16 protein-coding genes are annotated in these 22,226 nt (G+C 35.5%); all 16 read right to left on the bottom strand.

Annotation, left to right across the window (positions count from 1 at the left end):
- Positions 1–19: 19 nt before the first annotated feature.
- Positions 20–700, bottom strand: coding sequence for a bifunctional phosphoribosyl-AMP cyclohydrolase/phosphoribosyl-ATP diphosphatase HisIE (gene hisIE / locus BVF91_RS04935; protein ID WP_240495812.1), 681 nt, complete (start codon positions 698–700; stop codon positions 20–22).
- Positions 700–1,464 carry an imidazole glycerol phosphate synthase subunit HisF gene (gene hisF / locus BVF91_RS04940; RefSeq protein ID WP_085112359.1) on the bottom strand — a complete coding sequence of 255 codons (765 nt, stop codon included), beginning with the start codon at positions 1,462–1,464 and terminating at the stop codon, positions 700–702. The genes hisIE and hisF overlap by 1 nt, the downstream gene beginning before the upstream one ends.
- Positions 1,461–2,171 carry a 1-(5-phosphoribosyl)-5-[(5-phosphoribosylamino)methylideneamino]imidazole-4-carboxamide isomerase gene (gene hisA / locus BVF91_RS04945; RefSeq protein WP_085112360.1) on the bottom strand — a complete coding sequence of 237 codons (711 nt, stop codon included), beginning with the start codon at positions 2,169–2,171 and terminating at the stop codon, positions 1,461–1,463. The genes hisF and hisA overlap by 4 nt, the downstream gene beginning before the upstream one ends.
- 22 nt (positions 2,172–2,193) lie before the next feature.
- Positions 2,194–2,796 (bottom strand): imidazole glycerol phosphate synthase subunit HisH, encoded by a 603-nt coding sequence (gene hisH, locus BVF91_RS04950; RefSeq protein WP_085112361.1) that lies wholly within the window; start codon positions 2,794–2,796, stop codon positions 2,194–2,196.
- Positions 2,797–2,812: 16 nt separating this feature from the next.
- Positions 2,813–3,397, bottom strand: a complete 585-nt coding sequence (hisB, locus tag BVF91_RS04955; RefSeq protein ID WP_085112362.1) for an imidazoleglycerol-phosphate dehydratase HisB — start codon at positions 3,395–3,397, stop codon at positions 2,813–2,815.
- The gene (gene hisC / locus BVF91_RS04960) at positions 3,394–4,449 is read right to left on the bottom strand and encodes a histidinol-phosphate transaminase (RefSeq protein ID WP_085112363.1); all 1,056 of its coding nucleotides are present in this window, start codon (positions 4,447–4,449) and stop codon (positions 3,394–3,396) included. The genes hisB and hisC overlap by 4 nt, the downstream gene beginning before the upstream one ends.
- A complete protein-coding gene (gene hisD / locus BVF91_RS04965) occupies positions 4,449–5,732 on the bottom strand; it encodes a histidinol dehydrogenase (RefSeq protein ID WP_085112364.1) in 1,284 nt (427 codons plus the stop codon). The genes hisC and hisD overlap by 1 nt, the downstream gene beginning before the upstream one ends.
- A 43-nt stretch (positions 5,733–5,775) precedes the next feature.
- Positions 5,776–6,399: an ATP phosphoribosyltransferase gene (gene hisG, locus BVF91_RS04970; RefSeq protein WP_085112365.1), complete on the bottom strand. Its 624-nt coding sequence runs from the start codon at positions 6,397–6,399 to the stop codon at positions 5,776–5,778.
- Between the two features lies 1 nt (position 6,400).
- Complete coding sequence (gene hisZ / locus BVF91_RS04975; RefSeq protein WP_085112366.1) at positions 6,401–7,552, bottom strand: ATP phosphoribosyltransferase regulatory subunit; 1,152 nt, start codon at positions 7,550–7,552, stop codon at positions 6,401–6,403.
- A 101-nt stretch (positions 7,553–7,653) separates the two neighbouring features.
- Entirely contained in the window at positions 7,654–8,349 is a 696-nt protein-coding gene (locus BVF91_RS04980; protein WP_085112367.1) for an endonuclease/exonuclease/phosphatase family protein, read from the bottom strand.
- Between the two features lie 92 nt (positions 8,350–8,441).
- Complete coding sequence (locus BVF91_RS04985) at positions 8,442–9,401, bottom strand: slipin family protein (RefSeq protein WP_085112368.1); 960 nt, start codon at positions 9,399–9,401, stop codon at positions 8,442–8,444.
- A gap of 137 nt (positions 9,402–9,538) precedes the next feature.
- Entirely contained in the window at positions 9,539–10,309 is a 771-nt protein-coding gene (locus BVF91_RS04990) for a YhfC family intramembrane metalloprotease (protein ID WP_085112369.1), read from the bottom strand.
- Between the two features lie 19 nt (positions 10,310–10,328).
- Complete coding sequence (locus BVF91_RS04995) at positions 10,329–11,417, bottom strand: DUF1648 domain-containing protein (RefSeq protein ID WP_143588972.1); 1,089 nt, start codon at positions 11,415–11,417, stop codon at positions 10,329–10,331.
- A gap of 12 nt (positions 11,418–11,429) precedes the next feature.
- The gene (locus tag BVF91_RS05000; protein WP_085112370.1) at positions 11,430–11,810 is read right to left on the bottom strand and encodes a GntR family transcriptional regulator; all 381 of its coding nucleotides are present in this window, start codon (positions 11,808–11,810) and stop codon (positions 11,430–11,432) included.
- 122 nt (positions 11,811–11,932) lie between these two features.
- A complete protein-coding gene (locus BVF91_RS05005; protein WP_502688653.1) occupies positions 11,933–20,536 on the bottom strand; it encodes a glycoside hydrolase family 94 protein in 8,604 nt (2,867 codons plus the stop codon).
- 190 nt (positions 20,537–20,726) lie between these two features.
- Entirely contained in the window at positions 20,727–22,088 is a 1,362-nt protein-coding gene (locus BVF91_RS05010) for an RsmF rRNA methyltransferase first C-terminal domain-containing protein (RefSeq protein ID WP_085112372.1), read from the bottom strand.
- Positions 22,089–22,226: the final 138 nt, after the last annotated feature.

A 22,226-nucleotide genomic window follows, 5' to 3' on the forward strand; every position in this document is an offset into this window, starting at 1 on the left:
GGAAGTTTGCGATGCATCTTTATTTTGTCTCTTTTCTCATTTTGTGTTGTTCTTTAAATTCATTTGTTTTGTAATACCTTCTTGAAAGTTCATCATACACATCTTTAAGACCTATTTCTTTTTCTACCATCAAAACCAACAAGTGATAAATATAATCAGCTATTTCATATATTATTTCTTCCTTGTCACCTTCTTTTGATGCGATCAATATTTCAGTGTTTTCTTCCCCTATCTTTTTCAAAATTTTATTCAATCCTTTTGAAAAAAGGTAATTTGTGTAAGACCCTTCTACAGGATTTTCTTTTCTACCTTCGATCCTTCTGTAGAGATTATCTAAAATCGATTCACTTTCATCATCCGAAAGATTCAAAATGCTTCTGTAAAAGCAGCTTCTATTGCCTGTATGACAAGCAGGTCCATCCGCTTCAACCTCTATAAGGATCGTATCACCATCGCAGTCGTATTTGATAGATTTAATGTGTTGAATGTTGCCAGATGTCTCGCCTTTATGCCATAAGCACTGCCTGCTTCTTGAGAAAAAATACGTCTCCTTAGTTTCTAAACTTTTCTCAAGGCTTTCTCTGTTCATGTAAGCCATCATAAGGACTTCCTTTGTCTTGTAATCTTGAACAATAGCAGGTATCAACCCGTTTTCATCAAATTTCAATTCATCAATGTACATAAACATGATCCTTTCCATCAAATCATCCTGACTGGTATATTGTTATCTTTAAGATAATTTTTAAGCTTAATTATCTCAAGCTCTCCATAGTGAAATAGGGAAGCTGCCAATGCTGCATCTGCTTTTGCCTCCAAAAAAACCTCTTTAAAGTGTTCTTTGCAGCCTGCACCGCCTGATGCTATAACAGGTATTCTTACATTTTCAGCCACCATTCGCGTCAATTCAATATCATATCCATTTTTCGTCCCATCTGCATCCATGCTTGTAAGCAAAATCTCACCAGCGCCTAAGTTTTCTACCTTTTTTGCCCATTCTAATACATCGTATCCTGTATTTACACGACCTCCATTTATATACACATCAAAGCCTTTTCCATCATTCCTTCTTTTGGCATCTATTGCAACAACGACGCATTGGCTGCCAAACTTCTTTGCGGCATCTTTTATAAGATCTGGATTCTTAACTGCTTCGGAATTGATTGATATTTTATCAGCGCCTGCCTTCAGTATCCGCCTGAAATCATCTACAGTCCTTATTCCTCCACCTACAGTAAGGGGTATGAATACTTTCTCTGACGTTCTCCTAACAACATCTATCATTATATCCCGTTTTTCATAAGACGCTGTAATATCTAAAAAGACTATCTCATCAGCACCAGCCTTATTGTATTCCTCTGCTATGTCTACAGGATCTCCGGCATCTTTCAAATTTACAAAATTCACACCTTTTACAACTCGTCCATCTTTTACATCAAGACAAGGTATAATCCTCTTTGAAATCATTGTACGACCTCCAATGCGTCTTTTAAACTTATTCTGCCTGTGTAAAGAGCTTTGCCTATTATAGCTCCAAATGCTCCAATGTCTTTTAATCTCCGTATGTCATCCAATGTGGCAATTCCTCCAGAAGCAATGACATTCAACTGACTATTAACGATATTTTTTATTGCGTCAAAATTAGGGCCTTCCATCATTCCATCCTTTTTAATGTCTGTGTATATGACCGTACTAAGACCTATACCTTTAATCTCTTTTGCAAGTACATCATCTTTTATGTGGCTTTTTTCAAGCCATCCTTTCGTAGCGACATATCCGTCTTTTGCATCAATTCCCACGATAATTTTATCTTTATATTTTTCAGTGATCTCTAATAATAGTCGCCTATCGTGTACTGCTACACTGCCTAAAATAATGTAATCAACACCTAAATTAAAAAGCTCTGAAACAGTTTCAATGTTTCTTATTCCGCCACCGACTTCTATCTCTTTGTCAAATGCTTTTCTTATTTTTTCAATAGAACGCAAATTCACAAGGCGTCCTTCTTTTGCTCCTTCTAAATCGACAATGTGAATTCTTTTAGCGCCATGATCTCTCCAAGCCTTCGCCGCATCATCAGGTTTTTCATAGTACACTGTGCTTGTCTCATAATCGCCCATTGTAAGCCTTACACATTTACCATCTATTATATCTATAGCAGGTATAATAAGCATCAAATCCCTCCAAAAACCAAAATCATATCATCTCTGCAAAATTCCTTAATATTTTAAGCCCAACATCACCGCTTTTTTCAGGATGAAATTGGCAGGAAAATACATTGTCTTTACATACAACAGCAGGTATTGAAATTCCATAATCAACTGTTGCACATATATCATTTGAGTCACTATTTGAAAGATAATACGAATGGACAAAATATACGCTGTCTCCATCCTTTACTCCATTTAAAAGTTGATTATACTTTTTTATGATAAGAGAATTCCAGCCTATATGTGGAACTTTTAAATCTGTCTTAATCTCAGATATTTCGCCTTTCAATATGTGCAATCCTTCAGTCTCCCTAACCTCAAAGCTTCTATCAAACAAAAGCTGCATACCAAGGCATATACCTAATAGCATCTTTCCCTTTTCCACTTCTTCTTTGATGGCATTTGAAATTCCTCTTTTATTCAATATCTCCATAGCGTCTGGAAAAGCTCCTACTCCAGGCAATACCAGCGCTGCAGCATCTTTAATTTCTTTTATATCATCGATGATTTTTGCGTCATGTCCAATATATTGGAATGCTTTTTCTACGCTTCTTAAGTTACCCATTCCATAATCTACAATGCCTATCATTTAAACACCGCCTTAATCATAATGAACCTTTCGTTGATGGTACTCCATCTACTCTGTCATCTATTTTTGTCGCTTCGTCTAATGCACGTCCTAACGATTTAAAAGCACCCTCTATTATGTGATGTGTGTTTCTACCATGCAGCATTTCTACATGAAGCGTAATCAAAGAATTAAACGCAAATGCTCTAAAAAAATCTTCTACAGTTTCCGTTTCAAAGTTCCCAAGCAATGTTGAGCCAAGCCTCAATTTGTAATAAAGATATGGCCTTCCGCTTATGTCAATCACCGTTCTTAAAAGTGCCTCGTCCATTGGGACATATGAAACACTGTAACGCTTAATCGACATCTTGTCGCCCAAAGCCTTTAAGAAAGCCTGTCCCAAGGTTATGCCTACATCTTCAACAGTATGATGCGTATCAACGTGCAAATCGCCTTTTGCAACCACTTGCAAGTCAAAAAGACCGTGTTTCGAAAAAAGAGTTAACATATGATCTAAAAAGCCTATTCCAGTATCAATTGACGAATTTCCTTTCCCATCAATGTTTATCTTCACATATACATCTGTCTCATTTGTCTTTCTTCTAATTTCCGCTTCTCTCATACTAATATCTCCTTAAGACATTTTAAAAAATAACTATTTGCCTCTCTCGTTCCAATCGTCACGCGAAGTGCATTAGAGAGGATTTTGTCTCCTGAGAAATTTCTCACAAGTACGCCCTTTTCTAATAGTTTATTGTACACATAGTAGGCATCATCAAATTCTATCAGCAGAAAATTAGCCTTAGAATCATACACTTTTAATTTGCCTATTTCCTTTAATCCATCTTGTAAAAATTTTCTTTCATTTTTGATGTAATCAACTTTTTCGTCAACTCGTCCTTCTTCTAAAACACTTAATGCAATTGCTTGCGATATGCTGTTTACATTGTAAGGTGATTTAACCATATTAAGGCAGCTAATCACATCAGAGTTTGATACTGCATATCCAACTCTCAATCCTGCAAGGCCATACGCCTTTGAAAGGGTCCTTAATACAATAAGCCTTTCAAATTTTCCAATCAAATCAACTACTGTATCTCCATAAAATTCATAGTAAGCCTCATCAACAACCGTAATTCCATCGTTAACCTTCAGTATTTTTACTATGTCATCTCTATCCAATGTAGTACCTGTTGGATTGTTGGGATTGCATAGAATGACCATTTTAGGATTAAATATGTTTATTGTATTTATGATTTCATCGACATTGTAACTGTAATCATCTTTCAAGGCCACTTCTACATTTTTTGCACCAGCTATTTGAGAATACACTTTGTACATGCTGAAAGACGGTACGGGATATACGACACAATCATTCTTTGAGACAAAAGCATTCATCAATATATGAATTATCTCATCAGAACCATTCCCTGCAAAGATATTTTCTCTGGTTGTGCCACAGTATTCCGCTAATTTATCTCTCAATTTTAAGCTTACAGGGTCCGGATACCTATTGACATTCGCACTTTTTACTATTTCCTGAAGATTATTCATAGTAGCTTCAGGAAGGCCAAAAGGGGTCTCATTTGCGTCCATTTTATACATACATTCTATTGTGGGGACATCATAATTCTTAAAACCCTTTATCTCATCCCTAATCAAATCGTATATCATTATCTGTACCTCACTTTTATGGAATTAGCATGGGCAGTAAGCCCTTCTGATTCTGCAAGCCTTACTATGTCATCTGCTACTTTCATCAGCGATTTTCTGTCATAGTAGAGGATGCTCATCTTTTTAATGAAATCATCAACGGAAAGCGGCGAAAAAAACTTCGATGTTCCACTGGTAGGCAACACATGGTTAGGACCTGCCATATAGTCTCCTAAAGGCTCTGGCGAATTTTCTCCTAAGAAAACCGCACCTGCATTTTTTACTTTTCCTATCATCTCAAATGAATTTTCTAAAACAAGTTCTAAGTGCTCAGGTGCTATTTCATTTGCTATGCTTAATGCCACATCTAAGTCATCAACGACGATTATGGCTCCATAATCATTTATTGATTTTTCTATTATTTCCTTTCTTTCAAGATACTGAATTTGCCTTTTTATCTCCATCTTTACACTCTCTGCAACCTCAATCGAAGTAGTGATTAAAACCGCAGATGCCATAACATCGTGCTCTGCTTGCGACAAAAGATCTGCCGCAAGATAGGAGGGATTGCCACTTTCATCAGCCACTATTAAAACTTCGCTTGGTCCTGCCACCATATCGATGTCTACAAATCCATAAACAGCTTTTTTAGCCATTGCAACAAATATATTTCCTGGTCCGACTATTTTATCCACCTTTGGCACAGATTCTGTTCCAAAGGCCAATGCCGCAATTGCCTGAGCTCCACCTATTTTATATATTTTTTTAATTCCTACTTCATTAGCAGCAACCAACACAAACGGACTTATCCCCACCTTTATGGGTGTAACCATGATAATCTCCTCAACTCCAGCAACTTTTGCTGGAATGCTGTTCATAATGACAGATGATGGATAAGAAGCAGTTCCACCAGGTACGTAAATACCTACCCTTTCTAAAGGTCTGATCTTCTGTCCGTACACTACACCATCTTTAAAATCCATCCACGTCTTTTGCTTTTGATTTTGGTGATAATCTTCAATATTTTTTATGGCTTTCCTCAAAGACGATAAAAAATCGCCATCTACTTTGCTGTATGCATCATCTATTTCTTCTTGTGATACCATTATTGTGCTCTCATCTAATTCAACGCCATCGTATTTCAGTGTGTAGTCAAACAAAGCTTTATCTTTCTTCATCTTTACATTTTGAATTATTTCATAGACTATGTCCTCCATACTTTTATCTTCTAATTTTGATCTATTAGTCAACTTTTCTATGACTTTGTAATCAATTGAGCTTCTAAAATCGTAAATTTCTATCACTATCACCAGCTCCTTCAAATCAATACTAAACCTAAACATATCTTTATATGGCACTTTTTAATTTGTATATTATTTCCTTTACCCTATCACTTTTTGTCTTCATGCTGGCTTTATTTACGATAAGCCTCGCACTGGAAGAAAATATCTCTTCATACACTGTAAGGCCATTTTCTTTAAGGGTTGTACCAGTCTCTACAATATCCACTATGACTTCAGACAGTCCTACTAATGGCGCCAATTCTACAGAACCATTTAATTTTATGATTTCCACATTTTCTCCTTTTTTTTTGTAAAATTCTTCAGCTATAGCTGGGAATTTCGTCGCAACCCTCTTATTGCTTAAAAAATTATCTTTCTTATTTAAAGGGCCTGCAACGACCATTTTACATCTGCCAAATCCTAAATCAAGAACCTCGTAACAGTCTCTTTTCAATTCCAAAAGCACATCTTTTCCGCAAACACCCAAATCTGCAGCACCATGCTCTACATAAGTAGGCACATCAGATGGCTTTACAAGTATAAAATTGAGATTATTTTCATGATCGTATATAAATAGTTTTCTCGACATCTCATTTTGAATGTTTGTAGTTATGCCACATGATGCAAATACTTCAAAAGACTTTTCTGCCAATCTCCCTTTAGGCAGCGCTACTGTTATGTTATCCATCTTACACACCTGCCTTGATAATCTCATCAAACTTCTTCCTATTCGCATATTCACTGTTATCCATATTTACAAGTTCAGCTATATTCCCTTGCCTTCTCAATCTCACCGCAATGTCGTATGCAACTTTTCTGTTTCTTTCATCAAAAACCACTGCCACCCTCTTAGGCTTTTTAGTGGTTATGCCGCTTTGGCTTTGAACCGCTAACATGGCTCTTTCAACGCTTATGGCAAAACCAGTAGCTGGTAAGTCTTTACCGTAATTTTTCAACAAGTTGTCATACCTGCCACCTGCACAAATTGCATAACCAAGGTCTTTTACAAACACTCTAAATATTAGTCCTGTGTAATAATCGATACTTTGAACCATGCCTAAATCAAACGTAATATAGCTATCCATGCCAAAATCTTTTAAAATGTCGTAAACTCTCTCAAGATAGTTTAGAGCTTTCATGGCGCTTTCAAATTCATATACGCCTTTAGCATCTTCTATAACATCTATACCACCAAAGAAAAGTGGCAAATTAGCTACCAATTCATAGTTACGCCCTGTAATGTTGTTGTATTTTAAAAAATATTCAATCTCTGACTGATTCTTGTCTTTAAGAAGTCCTTTTAAAATGTCTTCTTCTTCCTTAGTTAGCTTCAACTCAAAAAGTATCGACTTAAAAAATTCTGCTTGACCAATATCTACTTTAAAATCTTTTATCCCAATATTTTTAAGAGCCTCAATCGCAACAGATATGCACTCTGCGTCAGAATACTCATGATTTTTACCTATAAGCTCTATTCCTGCCTGTGTAAATTCCCTCATTTTACCTACTTGTGGATTATCATATCTAAAAACATTAGCGATGTAAGAAAATTTAAGCGGATATTCATGGTATTTTGTAGATGCTATTCTCGCCACTTGTGTCGTAACATCAGGCCTTAATGCCAGTAGATCTCCTCTTTTATCAAAAAACCTGTAAATATTGTTTTCGTCGAAAAAAATTCCTGAAGTCGTAGCAAAGTTGTCAAGATACTCAAATGTAGGCGGCATTATCTCTTCGTATCCCGATAATTCAAATGTATTTCTCAATATATTTTCTATGTTTCGCTTGAATCTCAACTCATCAGGCAAAAAATCCTGTACTCCATCAGGTAGATTCTTCATCAAAGCACCTCTTATTATTTTACTTTATTTTTGTAAAGTGATAAAGCAATAACTTGTTATTTAAATAATAATTTATTTTTGTCTATGTGTCAAGTACATTTTCAAAAATCCCACCTTAAAGAAGCTACTACCGGTAAATGATCTGATAAAGCAGAGTCAATGGCCTTTATTGATTCAACGCATATGCCTTTTGAATGCATTATATAATCTATTCTGACATTTTCGCATCCATCCACATAAGTGTGAAAAGCAGAATTTTGAGTATTTACAGCATCTTTAAGCACTCTGATTATTGTAGAATAAGCATCTTCTCCAGGTGTCTCATTAAAATCTCCAGTCATAATTACCGGATATTCCAAATTCGAAACGATCTTCAATATTTCTTGTGACTGCATCAATCTCTCTTTACGATTAAGTCCCAAATGGGTAGTCAAAAACCATATTTTTTTGTTTTCGTTTAGCTGTATTAGCGCTGTCAATACACCCCTTCTTTCACCTGTTGAGTAAATGTGATGATTCTTTTTCTTTACAATAGGATACCTGGAAAGTATTCCATTGCCAAACCATCCAAACCCAATTCTTAAATTGGGTCCAAAAGCATAGTGCATTTTAAGCCTTTTTGCCAGATACTTAATCTCGTTTAAAAAATATGAACGCTTTAAAAACACGTCAACCTCTTGCAACCCGACAATATCAACACCTGTTTCTCTAATCAAATTAGAAATCCCGTACAATGTCAAATTTCCTTCAATATCCTTTCCACCATGAATATTGTACGTCATAACTTTAACAATCATAATATCCCTTCATTTCATGAATTAATTCCAACAATATTATATGCTTAATAAATAAAGCAGAACCTCAATCGAGATTCCGCTTAGCATCATGTTCATTGCTTTTCCTTTTTATCTTCCACAAGCTTTGTAAAAACGTTAAAAAGCTCTATGGGTATAGGGAACAATATAGTAGAATTTTTTTCAGCAGCTATTTCTGGAAGCGTCTGAAGGTATCTCAACTGCAATGCCGCAGGCTCTGTAGATATGACAGCAGCAGCTTCTTTAAGTTTTTGAGATGCTTGAAACTCGCCATCCGCAAAAATGACTTTGGCCCGTCTCTCCCTTTCTGCTTCCGCCTGTTTTGCCATAGCCCTTTTCATCGTATCCGGAAGCTCAATGCTCTTTATCTCCACTGCAGTAACCTTGATTCCCCAAGGATCCGTAGCTTCATCCAACAACTCCCTAAGCTTTTCGTTAAGCTCTGCTCTCTTTGCCAGCATCTCATCAAGTTCATGCTGACCAAGTATTGAGCGCAATGTTGTTTGCCCAAGGAGCGTTGTACTTTGAGTGTAATTAGCGACCTTCGTTATAGCTAGTATAGGATCAAATACATTAAAGTAAACAACAGCATCAACATTTACAGGAACATTGTCTTTTGTAATGACTTCCTGCTTTGCAACATCGATTGTAAAAGTCCTTAAATCTACTTTTATTACTCTATCTATTCCAAATGGAAATATGACATTAAATCCAGGTCCTAAAAGTCCAGACAGTTTCCCGAATCGAAACAAGACTCCCCTTTGGTACTCCGTAATTACCTTTACCATGCCAGGCAGTATTATAAACGGTATGATGACTAATACAATGCCAATCACCGCAAAATTGACGTTCATATTTATTACCGCATATATATCCAAACCACACCAAATTATGAACGTCACTAGCATGAAGTAGAAATTTGCCATGATCTTTCTTGATGCTGCTATTGCCATCCATACAATCCACCAAATACCTTCAATAGCGAAAACACCAATAAAGACAGTGTTTAAAATTGAGATTGCCGATGCATCCATACTATTGCATCTCCTTTCTAAAAATCATCTTCAATTCTAATATTACCCAATTAATTTTCAATTTCAAGCATTAAATTATAAATTTTACATTAATTTTTAAATTGTTTCATATGGAACAAATTGTAAATAATAACTTTTTATGATGTTTCTCTACTAATCTTTTTAGAATTGAGAACAAACACAAATGAAAACAGAGCTAATATAAAGACGATTGCTTCTACGGCAAAAATGCTTTTTACAACTTTAGATTGATATAATGCAGAAAATATATCTGTTGCAAAATGAAGTAACAACGCATAAATAAAGTATTTAATTTTACTATTTTTCACACTGTAAAATACTAAAATTGAAAGCGCTATTTGTATTGTAAAAGCAAACAACCTTTCAAAACCACTTAACAAAAACATATACGACGGTGTATTGATAATAGAGCTTTTTATTTGTTGGACTGCTGCAGCAGGCAGTTTTGCCTTTAAAGCATCTAATGAGCCTGATTTTATCATGTATGAATACACCAAATTATTTATGTTACTAATGCCGCCAATAATGACTGCTTCTGCACCACCGTGTCCTAATCCATAACTTAAGCCATCTTTCCATTCGCGATATTTTTTTAGTAGTATTTTAAAACCTATAAGTCTTCCAAATTCCTCAAACACAGCCGCAGCACACGCGCCGTATATTGCATAAACATATGGGTATTTTAAAATATCAGTGTATTTAAATACAAATTGGTGAAGCAATGACTCTAAAATTAAAGCGAAAACAACGAAAATCAATACACCTGTTGCAAGAACTTTAAATGAAATCCTAAACCTTTTATAGCAGTAAATGATTAAAATTACAGGCGTCAAAATGGATATTGCCACTGAAATAATGATAAAGTAAATCTTTATATCATTGACCATACTTTTTCATCCTTTCTAATCATTTTATTAATGCTATCACTGAAATTATCAATATAACTGCCAATACAAATAGCCACGCTGTTGGCCTTGCAAAATTGAAAGTCCAGCCTACGCCAAATCGCTTCTCTACAAACAACGCTGGATCGTCAGGATTGTAGTAAATGAGCCCTCCTTTCCAATATTTATCGTCGTCTCTATCAACTGACGTCGACTTCTCATTTTCTTTGCCTATTTTTATCCTTTCACCACCTTGACCAGTCTTTATAGATAAGATTATCACAGCGATTGTTATGATCAATGCCAACAACAATGAAAAAATAGCCATAATATTTTGCCAACCCTTACCTACTCCGTACATAATAAACGCTGTTACCATCAACATAGCGTTGATTAGAATAGATGTAAACACAACGAAACCCGACCATATTCTCCTAAACCTTAAATTCTTTTCCTTTGAAATCTCTGGATCCGAAGGATCTATCTGTTGTTTAGCTAATTCAATCATCTTGAATGCAAAAAACATCAAACCTGTCATAAACGCCTGTACTATGCATATTGAAAACACTGACAAAATTGACTTATCAGCAAATGAATCTGCTTCACCTCGAAAATTAAAATGCATTGGTATTCTTTGTGGTATCTTCGGATACATATATATCCCTACAACTAATGTCAAAATTGCTATTGCTGCCGGCAATAAAAACCATAAAGGTGATACAACTATCTTTTCCTTTCTAAAATCTATGTCTACAACTGCTACTTCTTTTTTCCCCTTGCTCCACTCCCTTTTAGATTTTAATGCAGCTATTTCATGGTGGGCTTTCATATACATTGCAAGCATAATGATTACTTCAACAAAAATACCACCAACAGCAAAATTTATGTTTCTCATTCTGCTGATGACAAGAATCAAAAAGATTAAACTTATAGTCAAAAAATTTATTATATAAGAAGTTTTAATCCTTTGAAGCTCCTTATCATTTAAAAAGTCCTTAGGAACATGAACACCAAATACAATAGTCTTGCGAGTAATGAATGGCGTAATAACACCTATTATGATTAATATGAAATATGGCATCAAAAGATTGATAAAATATAATCCCTTCACTTAAAAGACCTCCTATTCTCCGTTTTTAAATTTATGCAATATATCTTCACATATCTTCAATATTTCATCTTGCATCATTCCTCTTGAATACGCATTTGCTAATATTGGCTGAAGATCTTTCTCCAATTTCTCGATAAAATTATCATCAGCAAAAGCATTTTTAGTTACAACGTAGCCTTTCCTTCTATGAACGCTTAGAAATCCTTCATCTTTCAAAAGATCGTAAGCCTTTTTCACTGTATGAAGATTTATGCCGAAATCACTTGCCAATTGCCGTATTGATGGCATCTCATCGCCTTCTTTAAGCAATCCTAAAGCTATTCCTTCTATTATTTGATTTTTTATTTGCGTATATATGGGAACATCTGACTCAAACTCTATCTTTAACAGCAATGTCCACCTTCACCTCCACTGTAATATCTGTTATATATATAGTATAACAAATATTACAAAAAGTCAATCACATTTATAAATCATATAAGAAAAATCAGCAGATAGACTTCATCTGCTGATTTTTATGCTTTTACAGGTACTTTCGTTCCCATAACCACGAGAACATGATGTATCTTCCCATCATCTTTTAGAATGAATTTGTTATCATCAACTACATTCCCATCTACAGAAATTTCACGTACGCCTCTGTTGACCATTTCGGGGTTTTCCACTTCGATTACATACTTCGTGTCATTTTTGTACATGTACTCTATTTTATACCTCGCCCAATCTTTTGGAACGCATGGATTGATGACAATTGCATCTCCTTCTTTCTTAAACCCCAAAATGTGCTCAATGCCAACTCTATACATCCATCCTGAAGAACCAGTATACCACGTCCAACCTCCTCTGCCTGTATTCGGCTCCACGGCATATACATCGGCTGCCATGACATAAGGCTCTACTTTGTACCTGGAGTTTTCTATAGGTGTCCTTGTATGGTTTATAGGATTTATCATAGAGTAAAGCCTATAAGCCTTGTCGCCATCACCAATCATTGCGTAAGCCATTATAGCCCATATTGCAGCGTGGGTGTATTGACCTCCATTTTCTCTTACACCAGGCACATACCCTTTTATATAGCCAGGATTCAAATCTCCTTTATCGAATGGCGGCGAAAGAAGCTTAATTATTGCATTGTCGTAGTCCACCAAGTAATTTTCAAGTGCATCAAGTGCTTCTTTCACTCTATCCCATTTTGCTGCACCTGAGATTGCAGCCCATGATTGCGCTATAGAATCTATTTTGCACTCATTATTCTGACTTGAACCAAGCGGAATTCCATTATCGAAATACGCCCTCCTATACCAGCTTCCATCCCAGCCATATTCTTCAATTGATTTTATTATGTCATTGGCAACTCCTTCATATTTTTCACACCTTTCATGGTCATTTTTCTCAATGCATATCTTAGAGAATTTTTTAAGTGTTACATGCATAAACCAACCAAGCCACACGCTTTCACCTTTTCCTTTATTGCCTACCATATTCATGCCATCGTTCCAGTCTCCAGATCCCATCAGCGGTATTCCATGCTGTCCAAATTTCAGTGAATGTTCTATAGCCCTTATGCAGTGCTCATAAACTGTGGCAGTTTCATCTGATACCTTAGGTCTGCCATACCTTTCATCTTCATCATCTTTTAAAGGTTCTTCGTCTAAAAACGGAATTTGTATATCTAATATTTTTGTATCATCTGTTACGGAGACATAATCCGCAACAGCGTACGGCAACCATAAAAGGTCATCTGAGTATTTCGTGCGTATTCCTTTGTCGGTTACAGGATGCCACCAGTGGAGTACGTCACCTTCTTTAAACTGGTGTGCACAAGCATTTAATATTTGCGCTCTCGTAAGCTCTGGTGCAACGTACACAACATTCACAGTATCTTGTAGTTGATCTCTAAATCCGTACGCACCACCGGACTGATAGAATGCAGACCGGGCCCAAATCCTACATGATATAGTCTGATACAATAGCCAGCCATTTAAAAGCAAATCGAAAGATTTGTCAGGTGTCGCTACATTTATTGTGCCGACAAAGTTGTTCCAGAACGTATTGACGTAATTCAATGCCTCTTTTACATTATTCATATTCTTGTAATAACTTACAATACGTCTGACATCATCTAAAGACATTCCAGTTCCCAATAAAAATGACAGCTCTTTTTCTTCATTATCTTCTAATTCGACAACAACTTGAATCGCGGCACATGGGCTTAACCCAATTCCTACATTATTCGATAGAGATTCCATTTTTAATGCTTCGGGTCGTTTAGTGTCAAAATCAGATCCCAGAAATTCCGACATGTTTCCTGTATATGATTGAACTTTGACAGATGAACTTATAAAGGAAATCCTGTCCTTAAAATCTTCATTGTACACATTTCTTATTAAGAGCCCATCGATTTCTTCATTCATCTCTGTAACCACATATGGCGATGTTATGCTTTCTGAAACGCCTAATACAGGTTTTATAAAGTAATACAAACTCAACCTTCTTTTCTCGCCACTTACGTTTTTTAACTTTACAAGCGATATTTTAACGGTATCGTTCATAGGCACAAACTCTAACATCTCATGGTTAATCCCTGAACATCCATGTTTAAATAAAGAATATCCGAATCCATGCTCAATCACATATTGTCCCTTATCCCTTAGCGGCTTTGGTGTTATCGTCCAATATTCACCTGTAAAGTCATCTCTTAAGTACAGAATCTCCCCGCCTTCGTCCAAAACAGGATCGTTTGACCATGGAGTAATTTTATATTCTCTGCTGTTTTCTGCCCATGTAAAACCGCTTCCTGATTCTGAAACTTGAAATCCAAATTTATAGTTTGATACAACATTTATCCAAGGCATAGGCGTTACCTTGTCGTCATCTAAATTTATAACGTATTTATGTCCATCTAAAGAAAATCCACCATACCCATTGCTGTAATGCAATTGCAAATTCTCTCTAAGTGGAACTGGATATGCCTTTCTTATGTTGCTTTCATCTATATTAAGCAATTTAGCTTTTTTAATATTTTTTGCTTCATTATATTCAATTTGTTTTTCAATAGGCATATCAGCAGTAAGAGATAATTTTGCTACTGTATTTAGCAAAATGTAATCTTCCTCTTTTAAACTACTTCTATTTATCAGAAACACTCCACCAAACTGCCCCATTATGTTATATGCAAAACTTCCATTTATCACGTCTTTGATTCTATCGCCCAATGAATCAATATATCCGCCTTTGTCATTGTTTAAAATCACTAAATCTACGTATAGCCCTTTCATTCTCCAATATTCATGAGCCTTAAGAAGCTTTTTTAATACAGGCAATTCCTCTTTTTTGCGTATTTCCAAAAGCACTATCGGTATATCCCCCGATATTCCATATGCCCACAGCCCAGATTGACCTTTTTGGTTTTTCAATATAGTATCTTTTTTTGCTATCCTGACGTGGCTTGAAAATACTATATGTGGAAGCATACTTTGGAAAAGCCATAATTCATCTGATTTAAGATTTAGGTAGTCTAATTCGACTTTGCCTCTGGATATTGACATTTCAAAGGCTCTTTCCGTCGCACTGGCATTTTTGTACTTATTAGCCAATTTGACTGCTTCTGCTTTTGATTCTGCTACAGCAGTAATGTATACAACTTTCACCGTTTCATTTGGTTCTAACTTAATCCTCTTTCTCAATGACATGACAGGATCCAAAACAGAGCCATCTGAATTTGACAATGGTTTATCTGCCTCTAAGGCAGCAGGATTCCTTAATGTCCGTCCTCTGCCAATGAATTTAGCCCTGTCTGTCTCAAACTGAGTATCGCCTATCGTCTCGCCACCATCCACGTATACAGCATGAGCAACCCACAAATACGACTTTTTTAAATCTCTGGGTCTTCTGTTTGCAACTATCATGTCGCTGTCAAACAAGATCTCTGTTTTTATAAACAACTTGTTAAAAGCAGGGTGCGCAATGTCTGCATTGATATCGCTTAAGACCGGTTCGAAATAGCTTGTAACTTCCAGCACTCTATCATGATCGCTGTGATTTTTTAACGTCACACGCCTTATTTCAACATCGTCTTCCGGTGATACAATGACTTCCGTTTCTGTATCTATATTCCCGACTTTTTTAATGAATTTAGCCATATCCTGCTTAAATACGACCTTATATTTTTCATCTTTTGTAAAAAATGGAGCATAAGTTGTAGACCAAGTGGTATTTGAGTTTACATTCTGGATGAATATAAATGTCCCATGAATTTCATCTAAAGCGTTTTTCCACCTGGTTACGTTTATTCCTTCCTTCTTGCTGTAACCCGTTCCTCTATCCGTCAAAACGACAGAATAATCTCCATTTGATAAAATATGCACCTGAGGAAGGATGTCATCTATCTCTTCTACGATCCTAACGTCCTTTACTTCTTCTTTTTTCTGCTCTTCAAATTCCTTTTGCGCCTCTACTTCTTCTCTAAGAATCATTGGACCGCCTGGTACTCTCTCTTGCAACAATATTTCCACAGATTTTATATACGGATCTGAGTGAAATCTTTCCTGCATCACGTTTTTATTTATAAAATTGTTTAGCGCAAGCATGCTCATGCCTAAATGGTGGGACATGAAGCTTTTCACTATAGCATACTTTTTCCCATAAGGAATTCTTTCTGGCGTAAAGTCAACAGCCTCATAAAGCCCATACTTACCCTCAACTCCAAGGTCTTTCAATCTTTTAATATTTTCAACAACAGATTTCGGATCTACCCTAAGTGATAGAATAGCACCATAAGGCGCTATGACAACATCTCGAGATAGTCCCCTCTTAAGCCCCAGCCAAGGAACACCAAAAGCTTTGTACTGGTAATTAAGCTTAATGTCAAACGAGTAAAAGCCTGACTCCGATATTCCCCATGGAATCCCGTATTTTTTTGCATACTTTTTTTGCATCATTACGACAAATTTGTACGTCTGATCCAAAATAGTATTTTTAAAATTTTTCATTATCAAAAGCGGCATAAAATATTCAAACATTGTACCAGACCACGAAATTAACCCTCTGTGAGCATTTTCTCCTGTCACCATTCTCCCCATTCTAAACCAATGTTTTGCGTCTACTTCCTTCTTTGCTATAGCTATAAAACTGGCTTGTCTTGCTTCAGAGGCAAATAAATCGTAATACGATTTAGTCAATTTTTCATCTTCTATATTGTAACCTATTGAAAAAAGCTGCCTTTTCTCATCAAACAATGGCCTAAACTCTGTTTTCTCTATAAGAATATTTAATCTAATTATCAAATCTTCTACTTTTTCTATTAAATGCTTCACATTTTCATAAGGCTTTATAAACTTTTCTTTATCAGATGACGGCATTTCTAAAATTTTTTCATACATTGCCTTCAAATTATTTAGCGTAATATCTTTGTTTGACTTAAGCATTTGTTCATATTCGTCATAATCATAAATTGGCGCAAGATCCTCCAATTCTTTTATATCAGAATCAATTGTATCGACAATTTTCATATACCATCCATCATCATCACTATATTTAATACTGCTTAAGCTGTCTTTAAGTTGTTTCAAGCTTCTATGCCAGTCTTCAATGGTGTAATCTCCTTCAAGCATCTCATATTTTATCTTTTTACTTTTTAATTCATCATTCACGATCTCAATTAAGTCTGATAAACCTGCTGGCAATTTCTCAGTTAGTGGTGTGTCTGGAACTTTTTTAAGGCCTTCTTTAAGCGCTATCATGTACCCAACGAGATTTCCGCTATCTACCGTAGAAATATAGTACGGCTTTAATGGCTCTAAGTCATCTGTCTTGTACCAGTTGTAAAGATGTCCATGCCATTTCTCCATCTTTTCAATAGTGCTGACCGTTTTATCTATTCTATCAACCATTTCTGAAGTAGTGATATATCCAAAGTCTCTTGCTGATATTGTAGAAGTCAAGTATAAGCCTATGTTGGTAGGCGAAGTCCTTCTGGCAATACCCGCATACGGATCTAACTGAAAATTATCAGGAGGCAGATAATTGTCATTTTCAGTTACAAAATCCTCAAAATACCTCCAAATTTTCCTGGACAGTTTTCTCAGCTCTTTAATGTCACTTTCTTCCATCACAAACTCGTGCTCAACAATAGGACTGCTTATCCGATACGCAATGTACGGCGACACAAACCATATCAAAGAAATTAAAATGGAGTATGGCAGCATATCACGTTTAAAGTACATGCTCATCAAGATTAAAATAGCGCCAATAGGGATAGACACCCACATTCTTTTTAAGAAACTGATAAAATCATTTTTAAGTTGCCTTTCCATATCAGCCGCAGTAACCCATTCTAACAGATTTTTTCTTGACACATAAACTCTGTAGATAGTTCTAACCACTGCATCTATCATTAAATATCCTTGATAAGGCAGAAATACAAGCTGCAATAAGCTTGCGTAAAATGTATTTTTTAAGCTATTTGCAAGCAAAATGCTGTGGTTACTCATCTCTTTTGATTTTTCCAGAACTGCATCAATTGCTGCCGCCATAAATGGTTCAAATAAAGCTAATATCACCACTCCGTACATGATGATGCTTTTAGAAGGCACAAGGTTACTTAAAAGAAGCAAAGCCAAAGCAAATGGAGCAACAAGGCTTCTCCTTAGATTATCAATTATCTTCCATTTTGAAATAATAGAAAGAGGATTTTCAATATGGTTGCCTTGTCTCGTCTTAATTCTTTTTGAAAGATACGGCAAAAGCTGCCAGTCCCCTCTAACCCACCTGTGCATTCTCATCATATATGAGTTGTATTTCGACGGAAAACCGTCAATAAGCAGTATGTCAGTCACAAGTCCAACCCTTACAAAAGAACCTTCTAAAAGGTCATGGCTTAAGATAGAATTATCAGGTATTAAATCTTTAAGTATAGTTCTAAATACTTCCACATCGTAAATACCTTTTCCAGTAAAAATGCCTTCTCCAAATAGATCTTGGTAAACATCAGATACAGCAGTTGTATATGGGTCAATGCCACCATTGCCAGCAAAAATAGAAGAAAACACAGTAGCTGACGAAGACAAAATATCGACTCCTATCCTTGGTTGCAAAAGCCCATATCCTTCAACAACTACATTTTTCTCATTATCAACAACTGCCTTGTTTAGCGGATGCATCATTGTCCCAATAAGCCGCTTTGCTGTATCCATGATCAAATTCGTATCCGCATCGAGTGTTATGACGTATTTTATCTTTGGCAGGTCATCGATATTGGCACTTTTTATGTAGAAGCTGGTATCTTTTGAACCCATTAATAGTTCGTTAAACTCTACTATAGCACCTCTTTTTCTCTCCCAGCCCATGTAAGCATTTTGTGTCTGACAATATACGCGTTTTCTGTGAAAATAGAAAAATATGTCTTTTCCTCTACCGTATTTTTCATTAAGCTCTCTTATTCCACCAAGAGCAGTATTTACTATTTCTTCGTCATCCTCCATTTTCTCCTTGTTTGCGTCTTTAAAATCGCCTACGATAGCAAAATAAAGGTTGTCCTCCTTATTTGAGATATATGTTACTTCTAATTGTGCTAAAAGCTCTTTAACTCTTTTTACACTTGTCAAAAGTACAGGAACTATAACCATTGTAGCGGCTTCTTTAGGTATTCCACTTTTTAATTCAATTTTAGGTATTATCGTAGGTCTTTTAATGTGTATTATCGCCCAGTTTACTGCCTGTATTACAAATTCGCTTATAGGAATTATCGAAATAGCTGCCAGAATAAATGAATATATAGCTGCCAAACCATTAAATATTAACAAAGCCCATAAAGCAGCAGACGCAAAAAGGGTCAAAGCAACTATAGATGCTATATAAAAAATGGCCATATGGCTTTTTACGACACGACTTACTTTTACAAAATTTTTCCTATGCCCTATCTTGCTTTCCAATATGCTTCTGCCTTTGCCAATTATATAAAATCCTACATGATTTATATACTCCGGCTTACTATTGTCATTTAAAACTTCCCTCGCACACTCTAAAGCCTTCCTTGCTACAAATGTCTCAGATGTTTTATACCTTTTGGCTATTTCCTCAATCTGATGTCTGTAATAATCTCTTGATTCAAAATCCATCATTTCATACGTACCATCAGGGTCTTGCCGCAAAATCTGTTCAACACTGCTAAGCTTCTCAAATATTTGAGACCAATCCAAAGTCGATACGTATTTAAGGCTTGTTATTGCATTGCCAATTGAAACTTGTCTTGCGGCTAATATCTGATGATCTAATTCAACAATGTCTGCAATATTTGTATCGTATTCTTGAAGAATCCTATCGATATACTGTACGATTACCCTCGAATCATCGCCTTCCATCCTAATCCTTTGAAGCAATCTTTCAAAAAAAGACGTAGGAATCTTCCCAATAGTCATTACTTTATCATGTATTAACTTTTTAATATCGTCAAATGCCATATTTTTATTTGAAAATATTATATTTGCTACTTCATCTGCTTTGCTCCACTGTTTCTGAGTTATGGTTATTTTCTCAGAGCTCTTTTTTATGTTTTCTATTAAAGCAATTTTTATCATAAGTCCAAGAGCCCATAATTCACCGCTTGATAGAAGCGACTTCGATTGATATGCATTGATAAAATCTATAATTGTATCTTCATCGATTTTCCCGTCTGTATGCGACACTAATTCCATGGCAATAGCGTACACTCTCGGATAACCCTTCAATATGCTATTCTTAAGTCCAGGAAGCCCTGAATAATAGCCTTTTGATAGGCTCTTTCTTATTTCTTTAACTTGTTCTTCGATTATGTAAAAATTGTCTAAAAGCCATTCGGCATCTTGCGATATAGATTGCGTCCTTTCTGCCATGTTGATATTTTTGTATACGGATTTTATGTAATTATAACTTTTATTCATGCGAGGTATAAGCATGTAATTTAACTTAGTATCTCTCATTATGTAGTGGTTTTGTGCTAATTCTTGGGCGTGTTTTTTAAGCTCATCGTGATTTAATAAAATATCGTGTAAATTTACTTCTTCATCATAATGATTACTTTTACTTTTCAATTTATCATAAATCATAAGTAAAAAAAGCGTAAACAAAGCTCCGATTATCATGTGTAAAAAAGTAGTCAACTCCAAGAAAAACACATCTCCTTTATCCCAAAATACTTACAAAATTATTATTCCCAATTTCACATTATTTTTTCTCATCAGAAATAAAAAACTCAAAATCATAGGCAATAATATTACACAAAAAAGATGATGCAAAGTTATATGCATCACCTTATACAAAAATAAAATTTTTTTATTTTCTTAAAGATTTAGGATAAAAATTCTTTATAACTCCTTTTACAGCTTTTCCCCAGCCTATCGAATAACCATTTACCGTTAAAAGCACCCATCCATCATCAACATCAGCATTTAATGTTTCACCGTGAATGTACCTTTCTATTTCTTCACCTTTTAAATTATAAATCATATTTACATCGTCTTTTTTTAATGACATAGCCAACCAATGTGACGGTTCAAATCTTTCCTTTTTAAATTGTCCCAAATCAAATCCTGGTTTATAAACCTTCAAGCCTGATAAGTTCATTTCATAAGGAACATGATACACATGCTGACCAATTTGGTGTAAGTTTAAATCATCTAATCTTGCTTTAAGGTACTTTTTTGAAAAATCATAAAAAAGATCTTTTGCTGCAATTTTTTTTATGTTAAGCTTCTTACTTGCTTTGTTGCCATCGTTAAAACTCCCTTTCTTTCTCAATTTAGCTATAAAATGTCCTTCCCCTTTAATTGAATGTGGCCAAAGGCGGACACATTTTTTTAAGTCGCTGCATCCATTGACCCATTCAGGATGACCATTATCAAATCCCTCATGGTTATAAATTTCTATTAATTCGAAATCACCGTGATTTTTTAGAAAATGGTCGATTACACCTTCGTTTTCTTCCGGCGAAAATGTGCATGTTGAATATACAATAATTCCGTCTGACTTTAGCATGTTTGCTGCACTATCTAATATCTTTTTCTGTCTAAGTGAACAGCTTAATACATTTTCCAAAGACCATTCGTCTATAGCTGTTTCATCTTTTCTAAACATGCCTTCGCCTGAGCATGGAGCATCAACGAGTATTTTATCAAAAAATCCTGCAAATTTATTTTCTAATCTTTCAGGTGATTCATTTAAAATTACGACATTCCTTATACCCATTCTCTCGATATTTTCTGCAAGAACTTTTACTCTCTTTGAACTTATCTCATTAGATACTAATAAGCCTTCCCCATTGAGCTTTGAAGCTATGTGTGTAGACTTACCGCCTGGGGCCGCGCTTAAATCTAATACCATATCACCTGGCACAGGATTCAAGGCTTCTACTACCGCCATAGCACTTGGTTCTTGAATATAATACAAACCAACATCATGGTAATAGTGCTTTCCTGGCTTATCATCGTTAGAATAGTAAAAACCAGAATCACACCATGGCACTGGAGATAAATTAAATGGCGATATTTTTAAGAACTCTTCAACTGAAATCTTTAACGTATTGACTCTAAGTGCTTTATATGGCTCGTTTTCATATTCCTTCATAAACTTCTCAAAATCATCCTTTAAAAGGAGCTTCATCTTTTTTGCGAATTCTTCCTTAATCTTTATAACCATTTCATCACCTTAATCACAATACTTTAATATTATTATACCCTAATCCCTTACACATGTCCTTTAATAATCATAAAAATCAAAAAAGAGATAGTCCATTTAAAACAGACTACCTCTTTTATAAATTTTTACCGGCAGCGA

Origin of the sequence: Thermoanaerobacterium sp. PSU-2 (assembly GCF_002102475.1) — a bacterium.
Classification (GTDB): domain Bacteria; phylum Bacillota; class Thermoanaerobacteria; order Thermoanaerobacterales; family Thermoanaerobacteraceae; genus Thermoanaerobacterium.

What these genes read in the sequence shown, in the direction of transcription:
- hisIE (WP_240495812.1), bottom strand. Translation starts at nt 700, where the DNA reads ATGGAAAGGATCATGTTTATGTACATTGATGAATTGAAATTTGATGAA.
- hisF (WP_085112359.1), bottom strand. Translation starts at nt 1,464, where the DNA reads ATGATTTCAAAGAGGATTATACCTTGTCTTGATGTAAAAGATGGACGA.
- hisA (WP_085112360.1), bottom strand. Translation starts at nt 2,171, where the DNA reads ATGCTTATTATACCTGCTATAGATATAATAGATGGTAAATGTGTAAGG.
- hisH (WP_085112361.1), bottom strand. Translation starts at nt 2,796, where the DNA reads ATGATAGGCATTGTAGATTATGGAATGGGTAACTTAAGAAGCGTAGAA.
- hisB (WP_085112362.1), bottom strand. Translation starts at nt 3,397, where the DNA reads ATGAGAGAAGCGGAAATTAGAAGAAAGACAAATGAGACAGATGTATAT.
- hisC (WP_085112363.1), bottom strand. Translation starts at nt 4,449, where the DNA reads ATGATATACGATTTGATTAGGGATGAGATAAAGGGTTTTAAGAATTAT.
- hisG (WP_085112365.1), bottom strand. Translation starts at nt 6,399, where the DNA reads ATGGATAACATAACAGTAGCGCTGCCTAAAGGGAGATTGGCAGAAAAG.
- hisZ (WP_085112366.1), bottom strand. Translation starts at nt 7,552, where the DNA reads ATGAAGAATCTACCTGATGGAGTACAGGATTTTTTGCCTGATGAGTTG.
- BVF91_RS04980 (WP_085112367.1), bottom strand. Translation starts at nt 8,349, where the DNA reads ATGATTGTTAAAGTTATGACGTACAATATTCATGGTGGAAAGGATATT.
- BVF91_RS04985 (WP_085112368.1), bottom strand. Translation starts at nt 9,401, where the DNA reads ATGGATGCATCGGCAATCTCAATTTTAAACACTGTCTTTATTGGTGTT.
- BVF91_RS04990 (WP_085112369.1), bottom strand. Translation starts at nt 10,309, where the DNA reads ATGGTCAATGATATAAAGATTTACTTTATCATTATTTCAGTGGCAATA.
- BVF91_RS05005 (WP_502688653.1), bottom strand. Translation starts at nt 20,536, where the DNA reads ATGATAATCGGAGCTTTGTTTACGCTTTTTTTACTTATGATTTATGAT.
- BVF91_RS05010 (WP_085112372.1), bottom strand. Translation starts at nt 22,088, where the DNA reads ATGGTTATAAAGATTAAGGAAGAATTCGCAAAAAAGATGAAGCTCCTT.